Genomic DNA, 19,922 nt, shown 5'->3' on the forward strand with positions numbered 1-19,922 from the left:
TTAACCTTTTAACTTTTTAATTAGAATATACAGGAGAGCATATGGCTCGCGTAAAACGTGGTGTGATTGCACGTGCACGTCATAAGAAAATTTTGAAACAAGCTAAAGGTTACTACGGCGCGCGTTCACGCGTTTACCGTGTTGCCTTCCAGGCTGTTATCAAAGCTGGTCAGTACGCTTATCGTGACCGTCGTCAGAAAAAGCGTCAGTTCCGTCAACTGTGGATTGCACGTATCAACGCAGCAGCACGTCAGAACGGTATTTCTTACAGCAAATTCATCAACGGCCTGAAAAAAGCCTCTGTTGAAATCGACCGTAAGATCCTGGCTGACATCGCCGTATTCGACAAAGTGGCATTCTCTGCCCTGGTTGAAAAAGCGAAAGCAGCTCTGGCGTAAGCCAGTTTAAGAGAGGGAGCCTGGCTCCCTCTTTTGCTTTAACATTATCAATCCATTGACATTTTGCCGTGATACGCTTTCAATAAGCCATCACAGCTCACTTACCCGGTTAAGGTAACGCAAGCATGAATGCTGCTATTTTCCGCTTCTTTTTTTACTTTAGCACCTGAATCCAGGAGGCTTGCGCGTGAAAGAAGAAACGGAAAACAGCGCCAGAAAGCCTCCCTTGTGGAGGCTTTTTTTGTATCTGCCGCATGTAAATATCGTCATATAACGAGGAAAACCATGTCACATCTCGCAGAGCTGGTTGCCAGTGCCAAGGCAGCCATTAACGATGCCCAGGATGTCGCCGCGCTGGACAATGTTCGCGTCGAATATTTGGGTAAGAAAGGGCACCTGACCCTTCAAATGACCACCCTGCGTGAGCTGCCGCCAGAAGAGCGCCCGGCTGCCGGGGCGGTGATCAACGAAGCTAAAGAGCAGGTACAGCAAGCGCTGAATACCCGTAAAACCGACCTTGAAAACGCGGCACTGAACGCGCGCCTCGCGGCTGAAACTATCGATGTTTCCCTGCCTGGACGCCGTATCGAGAATGGTGGTTTGCATCCGGTAACCCGCACCATTGACCGTATTGAAAGTTTCTTCGGTGAGCTCGGCTTTACCGTGGCGACAGGTCCTGAAATCGAAGATGATTATCATAACTTCGACGCCCTGAATATTCCGGGCCATCACCCGGCACGCGCTGACCACGACACTTTCTGGTTTGATGCCACCCGTCTGCTGCGTACGCAAACGTCCGGCGTGCAGATCCGCACCATGGAAAATCAGCAGCCGCCAATCCGTATCATCGCGCCGGGCCGTGTTTATCGTAACGACTACGATCAGACACACACGCCGATGTTCCATCAAATGGAAGGGCTGATTGTTGATAAAAATATCAGCTTTACCAACCTGAAAGGCACGCTGCACGATTTCCTGCGTAATTTCTTTGAAGAGGATCTGCAGATCCGCTTCCGGCCGTCTTACTTCCCGTTTACTGAACCTTCTGCAGAAGTCGACGTAATGGGTAAAAACGGGAAATGGCTGGAGGTGTTAGGCTGCGGTATGGTTCATCCAAACGTGCTGCGTAATGTTGGCATTGATCCGGAAGTTTACTCTGGCTTTGCGTTTGGAATGGGTATGGAGCGTCTCACCATGCTTCGTTATGGCGTGACCGATTTGCGCGCTTTCTTCGAAAACGATTTGCGTTTCCTCAAACAGTTTAAATAAAGGCAGGCAAAACAATGAAATTCAGTGAACTGTGGTTACGCGAATGGGTAAACCCGGCCATCGATAGTGAAGCGCTGTCTGGCCAAATCACTATGGCGGGTCTTGAAGTCGACGGCGTTGAGCCGGTTGCCGGTGCGTTTCATGGCGTGGTAGTTGGCGAAGTCATGGAGTGTGCTCAACACCCGAACGCGGACAAATTGCGCGTAACAAAAGTCAATGTGGGCGGTGATCGCCTGCTGGATATTGTCTGTGGTGCCCCGAACTGCCGCCTGGGTCTGAAAGTGGCTGTGGCGACTGTTGGCGCAGTGCTGCCGGGCGATTTCAAGATCAAAGCCGCAAAATTGCGTGGCGAGCCGTCAGAAGGCATGCTGTGCTCCTTCTCAGAACTGGGGATTTCTGACGATCACAGCGGCATTATTGAATTGCCGGCAGACGCGCCGATTGGTACCGATATCCGCGAATACCTGAAACTCGATGACAACACTATCGAAATCAGCGTAACCCCAAACCGTGCTGACTGCCTGGGCATTATCGGCGTCGCGCGTGATGTTGCTGTACTGAACCAGTCTCCGCTGCTTGTGCCGGAGATTACACCGGTTACCGCGACCATCACCGATACATTGCCGATCGTGGTTGAAGCGGCAGACGCCTGCCCACGCTACCTCGGTCGCGTCGTAAAAGGGATTAACGTTAAAGCCCCTACGCCGTTGTGGATGAAAGAGAAACTGCGTCGTTGCGGAATTCGTTCTATCGATGCTGTTGTCGATGTGACCAACTTCGTACTGCTGGAACTCGGTCAGCCGATGCATGCGTTCGACCGCGATCGCCTGGAGGGCGGGATTGTCGTTCGCATGGCGAAAGAGGGTGAAACCCTGGTTCTGCTGGACGGCAGCGAAGCCAAACTGAATGCCGACACCCTGGTGATCGCCGATCACAGCAAAGCGCTGGCGATGGGCGGTATTTTTGGCGGCGAGCATTCCGGCGTGAACGCTGAAACACAGAATGTCCTGCTGGAGTGTGCGTTCTTCAACCCGCTGTCGATTACCGGCCGTGCACGCCGTCATGGTCTGCACACGGACGCGTCTCATCGTTATGAGCGTGGTGTTGATCCGCAGTTGCAGTATAAAGCCATGGAACGTGCGACCCGTTTGCTGCTCGACATTTGTGGTGGAGAAGCAGGCCCGGTTATCGATGTGACCCATGAAGACACGTTGCCAAAGCGTGCCACTATTCGTCTGCGCCGCAGCAAACTGGATCGTTTGATTGGTCATCACATCGCTGACGAGCAGGTGAGCGATATTCTGACGCGCCTGGGCTGTGAAGTGACCGAAGGTCAGGATGAGTGGCTGGCCGTTGCGCCGAGCTGGCGTTTCGATATGGAAATCGAAGAAGACCTGGTTGAAGAAGTCGCGCGTATTTACGGCTACAACAATATTCCGGATGAACCAGTGCAGGCTGGCCTGATTATGGGTGAGCACCGTGAGGCGAACCTGTCACTTAAGCGCGTGAAAACGATGCTGAACGACAAAGGCTACCAGGAAGTGATCACCTACAGTTTCGTTGATCCGAAACTGCAACAGCTGATCCATCCGGGCGAAGAAGCGCTGATTCTGCCAAGCCCGATCTCCAGTGAAATGTCTGCGATGCGTCTGTCATTGTGGACCGGCCTGCTTGGTACCATCGTCTATAACCAGAACCGCCAGCAGAGCCGTGTACGCATTTTCGAAACCGGTCTGCGCTTTGTGCCGGATACGCAGGCAAATCTGGGTATTCGTCAGGATGTCATGCTGGCGGGGGCCATCTGTGGCAACCGTTCCGAAGAGCATTGGGATTTGGTGAAAGGCAGCGTCGATTTCTTCGATCTGAAAGGTGATCTTGAGTCTGTCCTGGAACTGACGGGCAAATTATCGGCAATCGAATTCCGTGCAGAGACCAATCCGGCATTACATCCGGGGCAGTCGGCGGCGATTTATCTGAAAGATAAACGTATTGGTTTCATTGGTGTTGTCCATCCTGAGCTGGAACGCAAGCTCGATTTAAACGGCCGTACACTGGTGTTTGAATTGGAGTGGAATGCGCTTGCAGACCGCGTGGTTCCTCAGGCTCAGGACATTTCTCGCTTCCCGGCGAACCGCCGTGATATCGCTGTTGTGGTTGCCGAAAATGTGCCTGCAGCAGATGTTTTGGGCGAATGTAAGAAAGTTGGCGTAAATCAGGTAGTTGGCGTAAACTTATTTGACGTGTACCGCGGTAAGGGTGTAGCGGAAGGGTATAAGAGCCTTGCCATTAGCCTGATCCTTCAGGATACCAGCCGTACACTCGAAGAAGAGGAGATTGCCGCTACCGTTGCCAGATGTGTAGAGGCATTAAAAGAGCGATTCCAGGCATCATTGAGGGATTGAACCTATGGCGCTTACAAAAGCTGAAATGTCAGAATATCTGTTTGATAAGCTTGGGCTTAGCAAACGGGACGCAAAAGAGCTGGTAGAGCTGTTTTTCGAAGAGATCCGTCGTGCTCTGGAAAACGGTGAACAGGTAAAACTCTCCGGCTTTGGCAACTTCGATTTGCGCGACAAAAATCAACGTCCGGGTCGTAACCCCAAAACGGGCGAAGATATTCCCATTACAGCCCGGCGCGTGGTGACCTTCAGACCCGGCCAGAAGTTAAAGAGCCGTGTTGAAAACGCTTCGCCGAAAGCTGAGTGATATGAACTAATTAAAAAGGCCGCTATGCGGCCTTTTTTCTTTTCAGCCCTGCGCATCAATCATAAAATCAGTCTCCTGACTGACCGCGAAAACGGAAATCATGCTGGCATACGCACACCTTCAACAGCAAAAAAATCGCCGCTGGCTTTGCGGACTATCGCTGCTCTTACTGTTTGCGCTCTTCTTTAGTCTCTGCGCGGGTGAACAATGGATTGCGCCGTCTGCCTGGTTTACGCCCGACGGGCAACTCTTCGTCTGGCAAATTCGCCTGCCGCGCACGCTGGCTGTAATGCTGGTGGGTGCGGCGCTTGCCCTTTCTGGTGCCGTGATGCAGACCCTGTTTGAAAACCCGCTGGCGGAGCCCGGTTTGCTCGGTGTTTCCAGTGGTGCGGGCGTTGGGGTGATTGCTGCTGTGCTGCTCGGCGGTGGTATGCTGCCAGGCTGGGCATTAGGGGTATATGCGATCGCGGGCGCACTGATTGTCACCCTGATTTTGTTGCGTTTCGCGCGTCGGCACCTTTCCACCAGCCGGTTGTTACTGGCCGGGGTGGCATTAGGGATCATCTGTACGGCATTAATGACCTGGGCGGTTTACTTCTCGACATCATTCGATTTACGGCAGTTAATGTACTGGATGATGGGCGGCTTCGGTGGCATTGACTGGCAGCAGAGCTGGTTAATGCTGGCGCTGTTGCCAGCCATTATCTGGATAAGCCTGCAATCGACACCACTTAATATCTTGGCGCTGGGCGAAGTTTCGGCGCGACAACTGGGCTTGCCCTTATGGCTGTGGCGTAACCTGCTTGTGGGCGCTACCGGCTGGATGGTTGGTGTCAGCGTGGCGCTGGCCGGGGCGATAGGATTTATTGGTCTGGTGATCCCGCATATTCTCCGCTTGTGCGGTTTGACAGACCATCGTGCGTTACTGCCTGCTTGTGCTCTGGCGGGTGCGGTTGCGCTGTTACTCGCCGATGTGGTTGCCCGTCTGGCGTTAAGCGCTGCAGAACTTCCGATAGGTGTCGTGACCGCAACGCTGGGCGCGCCCGTCTTTATCTGGCTATTATTGAGGGTCGGGCGTTAGATCCGGCATCCATAACATCAACAAAAGGTACGCTATGCAACAGGATATTCTGAACACTGAAGTAACGACCATTAATGGCGAACGCACTACGCTTGAGGCATATCGCGGCGATGTTTTGCTGGTGGTTAACGTGGCATCTAAGTGTGGTCTGACACCGCAGTATGAGCAACTGGAGCAGATCCAGCAAACGTTGGGTAAAGAAGGGTTTAAGGTGCTGGGCTTCCCCTGCAATCAGTTCCTGGGCCAGGAACCCGGCTCCGAAGAGGAGATCAAAACCTTTTGCAGCACTACCTATGGCATCACGTTCCCGATGTTCAGCAAGATCGAGGTCAACGGTGAGGCCCGCCATCCACTGTATAAAAAACTGATTGCCGCTGCGCCAAAGGCGATAGCGCCTCAGGGGAGCGGTTTTTATGAACGAATGGAAAGCAAAGGACGGGCGCCAAAAGAGCCGGGCGATATCCTCTGGAACTTCGAAAAATTCCTGATTGGGCGTGATGGCCAGGTGATCCAACGCTTCTCGCCGGACATGACTCCGGACGATCCTGCGCTGGTGGAAGCGGTTAAAGACGCGCTGGCAAAATAATGTCAGGGCTGTTAAACCTGCGGGATGTGGCCGAAGCGGGCAGGCTGGGGCCGATAACAGCGCAGGTGGGGCGCGCTGTTATCCTGCATTTAGTCGGGCCGAACGGCGCGGGTAAAAGCACGCTGATGGCCCGGCTTGCCGGGTTGTCAGAGGGGCAGGGGGTCGTCTCTTTTGAGGGTAAACCCCTGGCAAGCTGGTCAGCGACGCAGCTTGCGCATCAGCGTGCTTATCTTGCCCAGCATCAACCCCCACCATTTGCGATGCCGGTCTGGCACTACTTATCGCTGCATCAGTCTGATAATGCGCATAGCACGCTGGTGCCAGAGATCGCCGGCAAGCTGGGGCTGATGGATAAGCTTGACCGTTCCGTTAACCAGCTTTCGGGTGGTGAATGGCAACGTGTGCGTCTGGCCGCAGTGATTTTGCAAATCCACCCGCAGGGGAACCCTTCCGGGCGACTGCTCTTACTGGATGAGCCCATGAACAGTCTCGACGTTGCCCAACAGGCCGCGCTGGACAAGCTGGTTGATGAACTGGCGGCGGCGGGGATCACAGTGGTGATGAGCAGCCACGACCTTAACCATACCCTGCGTCACGCGCATCAGGCCTGGTTACTCAAAGCCGGTAAGCTTGTTGCTGCCGGGGCTGCAAACGAAGTATTAATGCCATCAATACTTGCCACTGCGTATGGTATGCCGTTTCGCCGGCTGGATATTGAAGGGCATGCGATGTTGCTCCCGCTGGCGTGACAAAACGTGACTTGCCAGGGATCTCATTCCCACGGTAGATTATTCCGGAAAAAAGAAAGAAAGGGGCTTGATCCAGAATGCGTATCTGGTTTCTCGTGGCAGCAGCGTTATTCCTTGCAGGATGTAGCTCTCATCGCGCGCCGCCACCTAACCCGAGGTTGTCCGACTCGATTACCGTTATCGCGAACCTGAACGATCAGCTTGGCGAATGGAGTGGCACACCCTATCGCTATGGTGGAATGAGCCGCTCAGGTGTGGACTGTTCCGGTTTTGTGATGATGACCTTTCGGGACAAATTCGCCCTTCAGCTTCCGCGTGAAACGCGTCAGCAGGCAGAAATTGGAACCCGTATCGACAAAGATGATTTACTGCCCGGCGATCTGGTTTTCTTTAAAACCGGCTCCGGTGAAAATGGTCTGCACGTAGGAATTTACGACACGGACAATGCATTTATCCACGCATCGACGAGTCGTGGTGTGATGCGATCCTCACTGGATAACGTGTACTGGCGTAAAAATTTCTGGCAGGCGCGGCGCATTTGAGTCATTAGCGTCGTTCGCGACATGATAAAAGAGGCATCGCGCTACGCAGAGCGCAGCCTCTTTTGTTTTTAAGGGTTTACCTTTTTGATTCCAGGAAATTTCCGCTAATTAATATTTATAATATTAATTAATCTGGTCGTACACTTGGAACCGGGTATGCAGATTATTCGCATTTATCCTCGATGGTTTAAAAAGGATTAAGGATAATTCGAATTTAAAACGGAAAAAAATGACGTTAATCCTATTAAAATCAAGAAATTTGAATTATGTATATCTGGGTCTGTGTATGCCGGAAATCACCCTTAATGCGGGACTGGCGCAATGATCGTATCGCTTGATGACACATACCGCTCCGAGCTTTTATTACTGCCTGCGAAAAAGCGTAACGGGATGCTTCAGGGGCTGGAAATTATCGTCAACTTTGTGGGGTTAGACAGCAATGTCCGCGCCCCTACAGAGCTGGTTGCCCCACGTCTTACGGCAAGCGAAACGCTGGAACTGTTTACCGAACAACTGGCGTTGCTGGAAACCTGCCAGCTCTTTTTTATACAACATCAGTTAATCGCCTGGATAAATATCTCACCCCATATTGTTGAAGCTCTGCTCAGCGACGAACAACTTGCGGCCAGCGTCAATAAATTTCCGTTCCTTGAGTTAATGATCAATGAGAATTTTCCCTGTCTGAATAAGGGGAACGAAAATCAGATATTGTCTCTATTGGCGAAACAATATCCGTTGGTGTTAGCCAATTTCGGTACTGGCGCCGCATCGACGAAAGCCATTTTTGATGGCCTGTTTAAAGGTGTGATGTTTGATAAAAATTTTGTACATCAACGATTATCGTCAAGCTCTTTTGAACCCTTTATAAGGGCGATTGTTTCTCAAATTGAACCCTATTGCCGATCGATAATGATTGCCGGCATTGATGACGAACTGGCGCTAAAGCGGATTGCGCCATTCCCTTTCAGCGCCATTCAGGGCGCGATGTGGCCGGCAGTCACTGTACCGATGCTGACCTCACTGGCACATTCATAGCCTTGCTTTTCCTCCGTGTTTAAATACCGTTGCAGGCTCTACACTAAAGGCAGGAGGATTTATGACCCTGTCTTTTACAACACACTGGCGCGATGAGCTGCCACAATTTTATACCGCACAGCTTCCAACGCCGTTGCATAACGCCCGTCTTATCTGGCGTAACACCGCGCTGGCGCAGGTGCTGGGCGTGCCCGATTCACTTTTCCAGCCGTCGTCCGGCGCTGGCGTCTGGGGAGGCGAAACCTTGTTGCCCGGTATGTCGCCGCTGGCGCAAGTCTACAGTGGGCATCAATTTGGTGTATGGGCCGGTCAACTGGGCGACGGGCGTGGTATTTTGCTCGGCGAACAGCAATTGCCAGATGGCTCAACCCGCGACTGGCATCTCAAAGGTGCAGGTCTGACACCGTATTCACGGATGGGCGATGGCCGGGCCGTGTTGCGTTCTACCATCCGTGAGAGCCTGGCCTCAGAAGCGATGCACCGCCTCGGCATTCCCACAACGCGTGCGCTGAGTATTGTCACCAGTGATACTCCCGTCATACGCGAAACGCGCGAGCAAGGGGCAATGCTCATGCGCATAGCTGAAAGCCATGTGCGGTTCGGTCACTTCGAGCATTTTTACTATCGGCGTGAACCGCAAAAGGTGCAGCTACTGGCAGACTTTGTCATCCGTCACCATTGGCCGGCATTGCAGGAAGACAGCGATCGCTACGTGTCCTGGTTTCGGGATGTGGTGCGGCGCACGGCAAAGTTGATAGCCCAATGGCAGGCGGTCGGCTTTGCCCACGGCGTAATGAACACCGACAATATGTCGATCCTGGGGCTGACTATCGATTACGGCCCATTTGGTTTTCTCGATGATTATCAGCCAGGTTTTATCTGTAACCATTCGGATTATCAGGGGCGCTACAGTTTCGAAAACCAACCGGCGGTTGCCCTGTGGAATTTGCAGCGTCTGGCGCAGTCGCTTTCACCATTTATTGCGGTTGAAGCGTTAAACGCCGCACTGGACGAGTACCAGCACATTCTGATGGATGAATATGGCGTGCTGCTGCGCGCGAAGCTGGGTTTCTTTAGCCAGCAACAAGGGGACAATGCGCTGCTTGATGCGCTGTTTTCACTGATGGCGCGGGAAGGGAGCGATTATACCCGGACTTTCCGCATGCTAAGCGTGACGGAACAGCTCAGCGCCAGCTCGCCGCTGCGTGATGAGTTTATCGATCGTGCCGCGTTTGATGCGTGGTTTGCGCGTTACCGCGCACGTTTACAGACCGAAAATATTGATGATGCACAGCGCCAGCATCAGATGCTGAGCGTTAACCCGGCTATGGTGTTGCGAAACTGGCTGGCACAACGCGCGATAGCCGCCGCTGAGCAGGGCGATATGACGGAACTGGAACGGTTACATGAGGCATTGCGCCAGCCTTTCATCGATCGTAATGATGATTATGTCAGTCGTCCGCCAGACTGGGGAAAACGGCTGGAAGTAAGCTGCTCAAGCTAATCTTACTTAGTAAGGATCAGTTTCCCGGCATGGGTCTGGCGCAGCAAGTACTCTTGTCCCTTGTGCTCAATGACAATGCGCCCTTCGTCGCCCAGCAGCGTCTGGCTGTTGATGCGGCGATCGGCCGGGGTCACGTAGGTTGTATTTTCCTGCGAGCTGACAGGGAGGCGCGTCGTGCTATCCATATGCGACATATCCACTCAAACAATGCAATGTTAACAATGATAATCATTATCAATATTATAGAGTGAGAGGCAAGCGCATGACGGAAGAATATCGGTATTCCCCCAGGAAAACGTAGGCGGATGCATTCGGCGTACCCGCCGCGGACGGCGGGCGAAGGTCAAAAACGCGTGGCGATGGCAGCGGCCAGGTCATCCAGCAGCCGTTCACTGTCTTGCCAGTTCAGGCAAGGGTCGGTAATGGATTGCCCGTACGCCAGTGGTTGGCCATGAACGATTTTTTGTGTGCCTTCCTGGAGAAAACTTTCCACCATTACGCCAGCAATGGCCGTAGAGCCATTACGGATCTGCGCACAAACATCTGCACATACATCCAGCTGGCGGCGGTGCTGTTTCTGACAATTGCCGTGGCTGAAATCCACCACCAGATGTTCTGGCAGACCGAATTCACGCAGCGCCTCGCAGGCTGCGACGATATCGCCATGATGATAATTCGGTTTTTTCCCGCCACGCATGATGATATGACCATAAGGATTGCCGCTGGTCTGGTAAATGGTCATTTGCCCGCTTTTATCCGGCGAGAGGAACATATGGCTGGCACGCGATGCGCGGATCGCATCGACGGCAATACGCGTATTACCATCCGTACCATTTTTGAAACCGACCGGGCAGGAGAGCGCAGAAGCCATTTCCCGGTGGATTTGGCTTTCTGTTGTCCGCGCGCCGATAGCACCCCAGCTGATCAAATCGGCAATAAACTGGCCGGTAACCATATCCAGGAACTCGGTTGCGGTCGGTACGCCCAGCTCATTGACCTGGAGCAGTAACTGACGTGCCAGTGCGATACCGTGGTTAACCCGATAGCTGCCGTTCAGATCCGGGTCGGAGATCAGCCCTTTCCAGCCCACCACGGTGCGGGGTTTTTCAAAATAGGTCCGCATCACAATTTCCAGATGCGCATGATATTTTTCCCGTAAGGTGCGCAGACGACGGGCATAATCCATCGCCGCGTCCAGATCGTGGATCGAGCAGGGGCCAATAACCACCAGCAGGCGGCGGTCTTCGCCATTAAGGATTTTTTCTATCCGGCGGCGGGAGTCGGTTACATGCTCCGCCACCGTTGCGCTAACGGGGTATTGCTGCGCAAGTTCAGCCGGGGTGACCAGGCTGTCAATTCGCGCAGTGCGAAGTTCATCGGTTTTATTCATCAGAGATCTCAAAAATGTGTGCTTCATCGGCAGAAATACCGGAAGTAATGGGCGACACCTTAAACCAATCCTGGCTTAATTCAAGTGTAGCCGTGACGCCCATCACGTTGTTGCGGCACATCATAGCGCATCGCGAACTCATGTACTAGCCTGTTAGTACATGCGGCGGTTCAGGCCCATAATGTCGAGCATTTTGGTCGCAATCTCTTCGACGGAGTAATTGGTGCTGTTAAGGCACGGAATATTATTTTTGCGGTAAAGCGCTTCCACTTCCTGCACTTCCATACGGCACTGGCGCAGCGATGCGTAGCGGCTATTCTCGCGACGCTCTTCACGAATGGCGGCGAGACGTTCAGGATTAATGGTCAGACCAAATAATTTATGTTGCAGTGGCTTCAACGCAGCGGGAAGAATGAGATTATCCATGTCATCGGCAATAAAAGGATAATTTGCCGCGCGAATACCAAATTGCATTGCCAGATAGAGACTGGTTGGCGTTTTACCGCAGCGGGAAACGCCGAGTAAAATCACCTGCGCCTGATCAAGGTTGCGCAACGAAATACCATCATCATGGGCAAGCGTGTAATCAATTGCCGCAATACGCGCATCATATTTGGTTAAATTCCCAGGATTAAGGCCATGCGTGCGGTGCGCAATCGGGGTGGGATCGAGTTTTAATTCTTGTTGTAAAGGCGCAACCAGCGCCTGGACGATGTCCTGACAGAATCCTTCGCTTTGCAAAATAATGTTGCGAATTTCCGGGATCACAATGGAATAAAAAACCAGTGGGCGATTACCGGTCTGTTGATAGAGCGCATCTATTTGTTCTTTGACAGCTTTGGCGCGGCTTTCGTTTTCGACAAAGGGCAGCGTGATGCTGCTAACGGCGACAGGGAATTGCGACATCACCGCATGGCCTAATACCTCGGCTGTGATAGCGGTTCCATCAGAAATATAAAACACGTGGCGATCAACAGAACTGTCCATTTAACCCATCCTGAATATCATGCGTAATTCTATGAAAGCATAAATTAAAAGCCCGATCTTGCGTATATCCTTTTTCTCATTTTTAAAAATGAAATGCTGTTTTTATTTTTAATGAAAAGTGCAGTTCAGTTTTTTTAATCTACTATGAAAAATAAGGTTTTACTCAAAGAAATTATTTTCTGAGGGCCGTTGATTGATGGGAATCTGTCCGAAAAACCAGAAATCGTAATTGCTTACACGATTCACCGTTTTTTCAATGAAATTAAATATGCCAGGATTAATGCGTAGTCTGGTGTTTTACCCATTCATATATCACAAAAGGATTGTTTCGATGTCCAACAATGACTCGTCTCCGCTGGTGCTTTGGTATGACCAACTCGGCATGAATGATGTAGACAGAGTTGGAGGCAAAAATGCCTCCCTTGGTGAGATGATTACTAACCTGTCCGGTGTGGGTGTTTCCGTACCGAATGGTTTTGCGACCACCGCCGATGCGTTTAACCAGTTTCTTGAGCAGAGCGGGCTGAACCAACGTATTTATGAACTGCTGGATAAAACGGACATCGACGATGTTGCCGAACTGGCGAAAGCCGGGTCGCAGATTCGCCAGTGGATCGTCGACACGCCGTTTACGCCAGCGCTGGAAAAAGCCGTTCATGATGCGTATGCCAGGTTGTCAGAAGACGATGCGCAGGCTTCCTTTGCTGTTCGATCGTCGGCAACAGCGGAAGATATGCCGGATGCGTCCTTTGCCGGGCAGCAGGAAACCTTCCTCAACGTACAAGGGTATGACGCGGTGCTGGTGGCGATTAAACATGTTTTCGCCTCACTGTTTAACGATCGCGCCATCTCTTATCGTGTGCATCAGGGTTATGACCATCGCGGCGTTGCGTTGTCGGCAGGGGTGCAGCGTATGGTGCGTTCCGACATCGGGTCTTCCGGCGTGATGTTCTCCATTGATACCGAATCCGGCTTTGACCAGGTGGTATTTATCACTGCGGCCTGGGGGCTGGGTGAAATGGTGGTGCAGGGTGCGGTAAACCCGGATGAATTTTACGTGCATAAACCGACGCTTGCGGCTAATCGCCCGGCGATTGTGCGTCGTACAATGGGGTCGAAAAAAATCCGTATGATTTATGCGCCGACCCAGGAACACGGAAAACAGGTGCAGATCGAAGACGTGCCGCAGGAAGAACGCGATCGCTTCTCACTGACCGACGAGGAAGTGCAGGCGCTGGCGAAGCAGGCTGTACAGATTGAACAGCACTATGGCCGTCCAATGGACATTGAATGGGCGAAAGACGGTCATACCGGCAAACTGTTTATTGTGCAGGCGCGCCCGGAAACTGTTCGCTCGCGTGGCCAGGTAATGGAACGTTACACGTTGCATGCCCAGGGCAAAATCGTCGCTGAAGGCCGGGCCATTGGCCACCGCATTGGTGCGGGTACGGTTAAAGTGATCCACGATATCAGCGAAATGAACCTGATCCAGGCGGGCGATGTGTTGGTGACAGACATGACCGACCCGGACTGGGAACCGATCATGAAAAAAGCGGCGGCCATTGTGACTAACCGCGGCGGTCGTACCTGCCATGCGGCAATCATTGCCCGCGAACTGGGGATCCCGGCGGTAGTGGGATGTGGCGACGCGACCGAGCGCATCAAAACGGGTGAGAAAGTGACCGTTTCCTGTGCCGAAGGTGACACCGGGTATGTGTATGCCGATCTGCTGGATTTTAGTGTGAAAAGTTCCAGTGTCGATACCATGCCGGACCTGCCGCTAAAAATCATGATGAACGTGGGTAATCCGGATCGTGCCTTCGATTTTGCCTGCCTGCCTAACGAAGGTGTAGGCCTGGCGCGTCTGGAATTTATCATCAACCGCATGATTGGCGTCCATCCGCGTGCGCTGCTTGAGTTTGATGATCAGGATCCGAAGCTGCAAAACGACATCCGCGAAATGATGAAAGGTTTCGATTCGCCGGTGGAGTTTTACGTTGGCCGTCTGACGGAAGGCATTTCAACGCTTGGGGCAGCCTTCTGGCCAAAACGCGTGATTGTGCGTTTGTCCGATTTTAAATCGAACGAATATGCCAACCTGGTGGGGGGCGAGCGCTACGAGCCGGAAGAAGAGAACCCGATGCTCGGCTTCCGTGGCGCCGGGCGTTACGTGGCCGACAGTTTCCGCGACTGTTTTGCGCTGGAATGCGAAGCCGTGAAACGTGTGCGTAATGAGATGGGGTTGACCAACGTCGAGATTATGATCCCGTTCGTACGCACCGTTGAGCAGGCGAAAGCCGTTGTCGATGAGCTGGCGCGGCAGGGGCTAAAACGCGGCGAGAACGGGCTGAAAATCATTATGATGTGTGAAATCCCGTCGAATGCCCTACTGGCTGAGCAGTTCCTCGAGTATTTCGATGGTTTCTCGATCGGGTCGAATGATATGACTCAGTTAACGCTGGGCCTTGACCGTGACTCCGGTGTGGTGTCAGAACTGTTTGACGAACGCAACGATGCGGTGAAAGCTCTGCTTTCTATGGCTATCCGCGCGGCGAAAAAACAGGGCAAATATGTCGGTATTTGCGGTCAGGGGCCATCGGATCACGAAGACTTTGCTGCCTGGTTAATGGATGAAGGCATTGACAGCCTCTCCCTGAACCCGGACACCGTCGTGCAAACCTGGTTGAGCCTTGCCGAACTGAAAAAATAACGGCTAAATCAAAATCCCCGACATCATGTCGGGGATTTTTTCTGCTTTCACTGCGAATTCGTCTTCGATCACAATTACCAAAAAACGTAAAAAGCCTGGTAATTATTGCAATTGTGACCCGCATTTCTTCTTCCAATACTTGAGCCGGTAGTGAGTGGCGTGACGCGAATTATCACGTCAGGTTGAAATATTTTTTCACCTCACAAGGCTAATAAAAATGACAATTCCCTCTGTCCTGCGTACTTCAGACAAAATAGGCTACGGCCTGGGCGATATGGCCAGTGCGCTGGTCTGGCAAACAGCCACGCTGTTTCTCGCCTATTTCTATACCGATGTGTTTGGCTTGCCAGCTGCAATTATGGGCACCATGTTTTTAGTGGTGCGTGCGATTGATGCTTTTGTCGATCCCTGTATTGGCGCGCTGGTCGATCGTACTCAGACGCGGCACGGCCGTTTTCGCCCATGGCTGCTGTGGTTTGCCATACCCTTCGGCGTAAGTTGCATCATTACGTTTTACGTGCCGGATGCGGGGGCGACGGCAAAAATTATCTACGCCTGCGTCACTTATGCGATCCTGAGTTTTATCTATTCGGCCATTAACGTCCCTTACTGCGCCATGCCGGGTGCGCTGACCATGGATCCACATGAACGTCATTCATTGCAGTCCTGGCGCTTTGGCCTGTCCTTTATTGGCGGTTTGATCGTCACCGTCATTGCCTTGCCATTGGTGGCGCAGTTGGGTGGCGGCAACGATCAAAAAGGCTATTTCTACGCTATGAGCCTTATGGGGATCCTCGGCATTGCGCTGTTTTTTGGCTGCTTCTTTATGACCCGCGAGCGATTCACCCCGCGTAATGACAGTTCCGGTTCCCTGGTCAGTGACCTGAAACTGCTGGCGGCAAATAGCCAGTGGCGCATCGTATTTGTGTTCAATATTTTGCTGTTAACGGCGGTGGTGACGCGCGGTTCTGCAACCATGTATTACGTCAAATATGTGCTGCAACGTCCGGAAATGGTTTTTACGTTTATTGTTTCTGGCATGCTTGCCGCGCTGGCTGGCGCACTATTATCTGCACGTCTGCTGGGGAAATTTGACCGTGTGCGTGCCTATCAGTGGACGATTATTACCTTTGTCGTCTTTGCCGCGCTGATCTTTATTATTCCTCCTACCCAGGTATGGCTTATTTTTGCCGTCAACATCGTGTTCAGTTTTATTCAAAACCTGACCACGCCGCTGCAATGGACCATGTTCTCTGACGTTGTTGATTATGAAGAGCATCGCAGTGGTCGGCGGCTGGATGGCCTGGTATTTTCCACTGCGCTATTTGCCATTAAATTCGGCCTTGCGCTGGGCGGTGCCGTGGTGGGCTGGGTGCTCGCGGCGGTCGACTATGCGCCCAATCAGGCGCTACAAAATACGACTGTACTCACCACCATTAACGCACTGTTTACCCTTATCCCTTGCCTGTTGTTTATCTGTATGGTGCTGCTGTTAACGCGTTACAAACTCAACAGCCAGCTTGCCGACACCATTGCACAGCAATTGATTCAGAAACGTGGCGAGCCGCAGAGCACAACGGCGCCACAAGATTCCCCGGATTTCAGTAACACAGGAGTGATCCGATGAGTGCGATTTATCAGGATGCCAGCCGCCCGGTTGCAGAGCGCGTGGCTGATTTACTGGCGCGAATGACGCCGGAAGAGAAATTCGCCCAGATGCATGCGCTGTGGCTGGTGCTGGACGAAAACGGCAAGCACCGGGAACGTACGGACCTGAGCGATGAGTTTGCCGGTGTCAGTGCGCAGGCTGCGCTGGATCAACGGTTGAAGCTCGGCGTCGGGCAGATAACACGCCCGCTGGGCACCCATATCGTTGACGCACACAGCGGCGTGCGCGCAGCCAATGCGCTGCAAAAGAGACTGGTGGAAGAGACGCGCCTTGGTATTCCGGCGTTGTTCCATGAAGAGTGTCTGGTGGGCCTGTTGTGCAAAGACGCTACGCTATTTCCCTCCTCACTGAATTATGGCTCAACCTGGGATCCGGAACTGATCAAGCGTGCGGCGCTGCAAATAGGCGAAGAGGCGCGCTCTACGGGCTGTAAGCAGGGCCTTGCGCCCGTGCTGGATGTTTCCCGCGATGTGCGCTGGGGGCGCACCGAAGAGACGTTCGGTGAAGATCCCTGGCTGGTGGGGGTCATGGCGTGCGCGTATGTAGAGGGTTTACAGGGTGAGAAGGGCGATTTACTGGCGACGCTTAAGCATTACGTCGGTCACTCATTTAGCGAGGGAGCACGTAACCATGCACCGGTGCATCTCGGTTTTTGCGAACTGAACGACACCTTCCTGTTGCCATTTGAGATGGCGGTCAAGCTGGCAAAAGCCGGGTCGGTGATGCCGGCTTATCATGACATTGATAACCAGCCAGGCCATAGCGACCACTTTCTGCTGACTACCGTGTTACGTGAGCAGTGGGGCTTTGATGGCATAATCGTTGCCGATTATGGCGGCGTCAGTTTGCTGCACCAGCATCATGGCATTAGTCATGATGCGGCAGAATCGGCCGCGTTGTCTTTCAATGCCGGTCTGGATGTCGAATTACCGAAAGATGATTGTGCGCGGCATCTGGCGCAGGCCGTAGAACGTGGGCTGATATCGATGGCTAAGATCGACGAAATCGTTGCCCGTGTACTGGCGGTGAAGTTTCGCCTGGGTTTGTTTGAGCAGCCTTATACGGATGAGCGCGCTATTCGCTTGCAATCTGACGATGCGCGACAGACCGCGCGCGAGGTGGCGACGCGTTCACTGACGCTGCTGGAGAATAATGGCATTTTGCCACTTAATGGCACGCCGCGGCTGGCAGTCATAGGCCCAACGGCGGACGATCCGTTGGCACTCCTTAGCGGTTATAGCTTCCCGGTGCATCTGATTATCAGCGATATGCTGGAAGAGACTTCGCAGGTCACCACGCCTCTGCAGGCGTTGCGCAACGTGCTGGGCGAGGAAGGTGTTCGCTATGCTAAGGGCTGCTACATTATTGAAAAGCGCGCCTCAGGCGCACCGGTATTTCCTGGTGATACCTCTGGCAAGCCGATCCAGCAATCGCCAGTATCGAACGATACCTCGCTGATCCCGCAAGCAGTGCGTGTAGCCCAGGAGAGTGAAGTGGTAATCGCGTGTGTGGGCGATCTGGCTGGTTTGTTCCAAAGTGGCACGGTAGGCGAAGGCTCAGACACGGATAGCCTGGCTCTGCCTGGCGTGCAGCAGCAATTATTGGAAGCGCTGGTCGATACCGGTAAGCCCGTCATTGTGGTGATGACCGGCGGGCGTCCTTATCACCTGCAGGGGCTGGAATCGCGCGTTGCCGCTTTGCTAATGGCATGGGCGCCGGGGCAGGAGGGCGGCTGGGCCATTGCTGATGTGCTGACAGGGCGTGCCGAACCGCAGGGGCGGCTGGTGGTGAGTGTACCCAAGAGCGCGGGCGCGATGCCGTACTACTACAATCATAAACTGAAAAGCGGCGGCACGCCCTTTGCCTTCCATTTCGGTTCCCGCTACCCCTTCGGCTACGGTCAAAGCTGGACGCATTTTACCTATGCTCAGCCGGTTTTGCTGACGCCAGAGGTCAGCATTGAGGGGGAAATCCGTGTTCAGGTCGCCGTCAAAAACAGCGGTGAACGCAGCGGCAGTGAGGTTGTGCAGCTCTACGTTCGCGATCACATCGCCTCGCTGGTGCGCCCGGTAAAAGAGTTGAAAGCCTTCCAGCGCGTGGCCCTGGCACCAGGTGAAACGGCGACACTGACCTTTACCCTGCCGGTCGATATGCTCAATTTTACGCGCCGCGATGGCCGACGTATTGTCGAGCCGGGAGAGTTTACGCTGCAAATAGGCGCTTCATCGGCCGATATTCGCGGCGCGGTTACCGTGAATGTCACTGGCGAAACCCGGGAGCTCCCGCGAGACTGGAATATGATGAGCCAGTGTCATATTAACCAGTAGTTATTTGAGTAACATAAGGCCTGTTAATATAACAAACAGGCCTGTTACCTAACATCTGCCTAAGCGATTTGTGGGATCGTAAGCTATTTGTGCGTGCCCCTGTCATTTATTGATTGTGCTGATAATTACCCTGCATATAATTCATCTTATCAACTGATTTATGCCATGCCAGCAATACATACGTCATGTCTGGTGAGGCGGAATATTCGCGTAAGGAAGATGAAATGAGAAAGAAATACGGGGAACACCGATATGTGCATTTTATTTGTAATGGGCTTACCGGTTTTATTGAAGTGGAACCGTGTGGGGGGATGTGGGTGAGCTATGCGGGCGAACGCCGGGGTTACGGCGGGCTGCAGGGCCGGTTAAAACACGTTGTCGACCATATTATGCAGCAGCATGGGTTAATGCATCACTGACGTATTCGTCTGTTATTACGTATTTCCTCGCAGTAAGAAATGCAGCACAGAAATCCTTATTTATTCGACGGTGAACCTTTTTTTACCGGCAGATAAATACACTTACAAAACCAGAGAGCAGTTAAATGAAAGCAATATCAATGATTATTGCGGTACTGGCCTGCGCCAGCCTCGCAGGTTGTGCGTCATATAACGAACATATTAAAGCCTGTGACGGGCAGGACGTGAGCGCGGTCCATCTCGCGTTTGATTATTTGCCGATCGGTGCAGTGCTGGATAACGGAACCTGCGCGGTGACTGGCGGTAATCATGTGCAAACAACACGTACTCAACATGCAGGATAAAAAAAAGCCCATCGTGGGAGATGGGCAAAGACTACACACAGCAATTCATTGTTTCACTCAGGGGATTTCCATGCTTATAAATCAAGATGTTGATCTATAACCTTGAGCTAATAGTAGGCATCCTGAATTTTTGAGTCGATCAGATTCGTCTCATTAGTTAAACATACGTAAAGAATATACCTGCCAGGTACCGCATTCTGCGGGGT

General features: G+C 52.7%; 20 protein-coding genes, 1 other RNA gene and 1 other annotated feature. Of the genes, 16 read left to right on the forward strand and 5 right to left on the reverse strand.

Features of this window, described 5'->3' with window-relative positions; genetic code table 11:
* Positions 1–41 precede the first annotated feature (41 nt).
* The 11 genes from rplT to selO all read left to right on the forward strand — a co-directional run bounded on the left by rplT (position 42) and on the right by selO (position 9,870).
* A complete protein-coding gene (rplT, locus tag RTX30_RS00950) occupies positions 42–398 on the forward strand; it encodes a 50S ribosomal protein L20 (protein WP_007374646.1) in 357 nt (118 codons plus the stop codon).
* A gap of 120 nt (positions 399–518) precedes the next feature.
* Positions 519–643 (forward strand) — a sequence feature (Phe leader region).
* The gene (gene pheM, locus RTX30_RS00955) at positions 524–568 is read left to right on the forward strand and encodes a pheST operon leader peptide PheM (RefSeq protein ID WP_001386830.1); all 45 of its coding nucleotides are present in this window, start codon (positions 524–526) and stop codon (positions 566–568) included. It overlaps the preceding feature by 45 nt.
* 40 nt (positions 644–683) lie before the next feature.
* Entirely contained in the window at positions 684–1,667 is a 984-nt protein-coding gene (gene pheS, locus RTX30_RS00960; RefSeq protein ID WP_312685923.1) for a phenylalanine--tRNA ligase subunit alpha, read from the forward strand.
* A 14-nt stretch (positions 1,668–1,681) separates the two neighbouring features.
* Positions 1,682–4,069 (forward strand): phenylalanine--tRNA ligase subunit beta, encoded by a 2,388-nt coding sequence (pheT, locus tag RTX30_RS00965; RefSeq protein WP_312685926.1) that lies wholly within the window; start codon positions 1,682–1,684, stop codon positions 4,067–4,069.
* A 4-nt stretch (positions 4,070–4,073) separates the two neighbouring features.
* A complete protein-coding gene (gene ihfA, locus RTX30_RS00970; RefSeq protein WP_006820203.1) occupies positions 4,074–4,373 on the forward strand; it encodes an integration host factor subunit alpha in 300 nt (99 codons plus the stop codon).
* 100 nt (positions 4,374–4,473) lie between these two features.
* Positions 4,474–5,454 (forward strand): vitamin B12 ABC transporter permease BtuC, encoded by a 981-nt coding sequence (btuC, locus tag RTX30_RS00975; RefSeq protein WP_312685929.1) that lies wholly within the window; start codon positions 4,474–4,476, stop codon positions 5,452–5,454.
* A gap of 34 nt (positions 5,455–5,488) precedes the next feature.
* Entirely contained in the window at positions 5,489–6,040 is a 552-nt protein-coding gene (locus tag RTX30_RS00980; RefSeq protein WP_312685932.1) for a glutathione peroxidase, read from the forward strand.
* On the forward strand, positions 6,040–6,789 hold the full coding sequence (gene btuD, locus RTX30_RS00985; RefSeq protein ID WP_312685935.1) for a vitamin B12 ABC transporter ATP-binding protein BtuD: 750 nt from the start codon (positions 6,040–6,042) through the stop codon (positions 6,787–6,789). Before RTX30_RS00980 ends, btuD begins: the two co-directional genes overlap by 1 nt.
* 77 nt (positions 6,790–6,866) lie before the next feature.
* Positions 6,867–7,331, forward strand: coding sequence for an NlpC/P60 family protein (locus RTX30_RS00990; protein ID WP_312685937.1), 465 nt, complete (start codon positions 6,867–6,869; stop codon positions 7,329–7,331).
* Between the two features lie 321 nt (positions 7,332–7,652).
* Positions 7,653–8,366: an EAL domain-containing protein gene (locus tag RTX30_RS00995; protein WP_312685940.1), complete on the forward strand. Its 714-nt coding sequence runs from the start codon at positions 7,653–7,655 to the stop codon at positions 8,364–8,366.
* Positions 8,367–8,427: 61 nt separating this feature from the next.
* A complete protein-coding gene (selO, locus tag RTX30_RS01000) occupies positions 8,428–9,870 on the forward strand; it encodes a protein adenylyltransferase SelO (protein WP_312685942.1) in 1,443 nt (480 codons plus the stop codon).
* Positions 9,871–9,872: 2 nt separating this feature from the next.
* Here the strand turns inward: selO and hemP are convergent, their stop codons facing one another.
* From hemP to RTX30_RS01020, 4 genes are all read right to left on the reverse strand, one after another.
* A complete protein-coding gene (gene hemP, locus RTX30_RS01005) occupies positions 9,873–10,064 on the reverse strand; it encodes a hemin uptake protein HemP (protein ID WP_312685945.1) in 192 nt (63 codons plus the stop codon).
* Between the two features lie 149 nt (positions 10,065–10,213).
* Entirely contained in the window at positions 10,214–11,260 is a 1,047-nt protein-coding gene (aroH, locus tag RTX30_RS01010; protein ID WP_312685946.1) for a 3-deoxy-7-phosphoheptulonate synthase AroH, read from the reverse strand.
* Positions 11,253–11,402, reverse strand: coding sequence for a hypothetical protein (locus RTX30_RS01015; protein ID WP_312685947.1), 150 nt, complete (start codon positions 11,400–11,402; stop codon positions 11,253–11,255). Before RTX30_RS01015 ends, aroH begins: the two co-directional genes overlap by 8 nt.
* Positions 11,403–11,413: 11 nt before the next feature.
* Entirely contained in the window at positions 11,414–12,247 is an 834-nt protein-coding gene (locus tag RTX30_RS01020; protein ID WP_312685949.1) for a pyruvate, water dikinase regulatory protein, read from the reverse strand.
* A 331-nt stretch (positions 12,248–12,578) separates the two neighbouring features.
* Here RTX30_RS01020 and ppsA point away from each other — a divergent pair, with 331 nt between their 5' ends.
* From ppsA to RTX30_RS01045, 5 genes are all read left to right on the forward strand, one after another.
* Positions 12,579–14,957: a phosphoenolpyruvate synthase gene (ppsA, locus tag RTX30_RS01025; RefSeq protein WP_312685951.1), complete on the forward strand. Its 2,379-nt coding sequence runs from the start codon at positions 12,579–12,581 to the stop codon at positions 14,955–14,957.
* Between the two features lie 217 nt (positions 14,958–15,174).
* Entirely contained in the window at positions 15,175–16,584 is a 1,410-nt protein-coding gene (locus RTX30_RS01030; RefSeq protein WP_312685953.1) for an MFS transporter, read from the forward strand.
* A complete protein-coding gene (locus tag RTX30_RS01035) occupies positions 16,581–18,953 on the forward strand; it encodes a glycoside hydrolase family 3 N-terminal domain-containing protein (RefSeq protein WP_312685955.1) in 2,373 nt (790 codons plus the stop codon). Before RTX30_RS01030 ends, RTX30_RS01035 begins: the two co-directional genes overlap by 4 nt.
* A 224-nt stretch (positions 18,954–19,177) precedes the next feature.
* Positions 19,178–19,372: a hypothetical protein gene (locus RTX30_RS01040; RefSeq protein ID WP_312685956.1), complete on the forward strand. Its 195-nt coding sequence runs from the start codon at positions 19,178–19,180 to the stop codon at positions 19,370–19,372.
* Positions 19,373–19,497: 125 nt separating this feature from the next.
* Positions 19,498–19,716 (forward strand): hypothetical protein, encoded by a 219-nt coding sequence (locus tag RTX30_RS01045; protein ID WP_312685957.1) that lies wholly within the window; start codon positions 19,498–19,500, stop codon positions 19,714–19,716.
* On the opposite strand, the gene rprA is transcribed toward RTX30_RS01045, so the two are convergent.
* Positions 19,713–19,820: antisense sRNA RprA (rprA, locus tag RTX30_RS01050), an RNA gene on the reverse strand. The two genes, RTX30_RS01045 and rprA, sit on opposite strands and share 4 nt — an antisense overlap.
* Positions 19,821–19,922: the final 102 nt, after the last annotated feature.

This window comes from Kosakonia sp., from assembly GCF_032052965.1.
GTDB lineage: Bacteria > Pseudomonadota > Gammaproteobacteria > Enterobacterales > Enterobacteriaceae > Kosakonia.

What these genes read in the sequence shown, in the direction of transcription:
- rplT (WP_007374646.1), top strand. Translation starts at nt 42, where the DNA reads ATGGCTCGCGTAAAACGTGGTGTGATTGCACGTGCACGTCATAAGAAA.
- pheS (WP_312685923.1), top strand. Translation starts at nt 684, where the DNA reads ATGTCACATCTCGCAGAGCTGGTTGCCAGTGCCAAGGCAGCCATTAAC.
- pheT (WP_312685926.1), top strand. Translation starts at nt 1,682, where the DNA reads ATGAAATTCAGTGAACTGTGGTTACGCGAATGGGTAAACCCGGCCATC.
- ihfA (WP_006820203.1), top strand. Translation starts at nt 4,074, where the DNA reads ATGGCGCTTACAAAAGCTGAAATGTCAGAATATCTGTTTGATAAGCTT.
- btuC (WP_312685929.1), top strand. Translation starts at nt 4,474, where the DNA reads ATGCTGGCATACGCACACCTTCAACAGCAAAAAAATCGCCGCTGGCTT.
- RTX30_RS00980 (WP_312685932.1), top strand. Translation starts at nt 5,489, where the DNA reads ATGCAACAGGATATTCTGAACACTGAAGTAACGACCATTAATGGCGAA.
- btuD (WP_312685935.1), top strand. Translation starts at nt 6,040, where the DNA reads ATGTCAGGGCTGTTAAACCTGCGGGATGTGGCCGAAGCGGGCAGGCTG.
- RTX30_RS00990 (WP_312685937.1), top strand. Translation starts at nt 6,867, where the DNA reads ATGCGTATCTGGTTTCTCGTGGCAGCAGCGTTATTCCTTGCAGGATGT.
- RTX30_RS00995 (WP_312685940.1), top strand. Translation starts at nt 7,653, where the DNA reads ATGATCGTATCGCTTGATGACACATACCGCTCCGAGCTTTTATTACTG.
- selO (WP_312685942.1), top strand. Translation starts at nt 8,428, where the DNA reads ATGACCCTGTCTTTTACAACACACTGGCGCGATGAGCTGCCACAATTT.
- hemP (WP_312685945.1), bottom strand. Translation starts at nt 10,064, where the DNA reads ATGTCGCATATGGATAGCACGACGCGCCTCCCTGTCAGCTCGCAGGAA.
- aroH (WP_312685946.1), bottom strand. Translation starts at nt 11,260, where the DNA reads ATGAATAAAACCGATGAACTTCGCACTGCGCGAATTGACAGCCTGGTC.
- RTX30_RS01015 (WP_312685947.1), bottom strand. Translation starts at nt 11,402, where the DNA reads ATGAGTTCGCGATGCGCTATGATGTGCCGCAACAACGTGATGGGCGTC.
- RTX30_RS01020 (WP_312685949.1), bottom strand. Translation starts at nt 12,247, where the DNA reads ATGGACAGTTCTGTTGATCGCCACGTGTTTTATATTTCTGATGGAACC.
- ppsA (WP_312685951.1), top strand. Translation starts at nt 12,579, where the DNA reads ATGTCCAACAATGACTCGTCTCCGCTGGTGCTTTGGTATGACCAACTC.
- RTX30_RS01030 (WP_312685953.1), top strand. Translation starts at nt 15,175, where the DNA reads ATGACAATTCCCTCTGTCCTGCGTACTTCAGACAAAATAGGCTACGGC.
- RTX30_RS01035 (WP_312685955.1), top strand. Translation starts at nt 16,581, where the DNA reads ATGAGTGCGATTTATCAGGATGCCAGCCGCCCGGTTGCAGAGCGCGTG.
- RTX30_RS01040 (WP_312685956.1), top strand. Translation starts at nt 19,178, where the DNA reads ATGAGAAAGAAATACGGGGAACACCGATATGTGCATTTTATTTGTAAT.
- RTX30_RS01045 (WP_312685957.1), top strand. Translation starts at nt 19,498, where the DNA reads ATGAAAGCAATATCAATGATTATTGCGGTACTGGCCTGCGCCAGCCTC.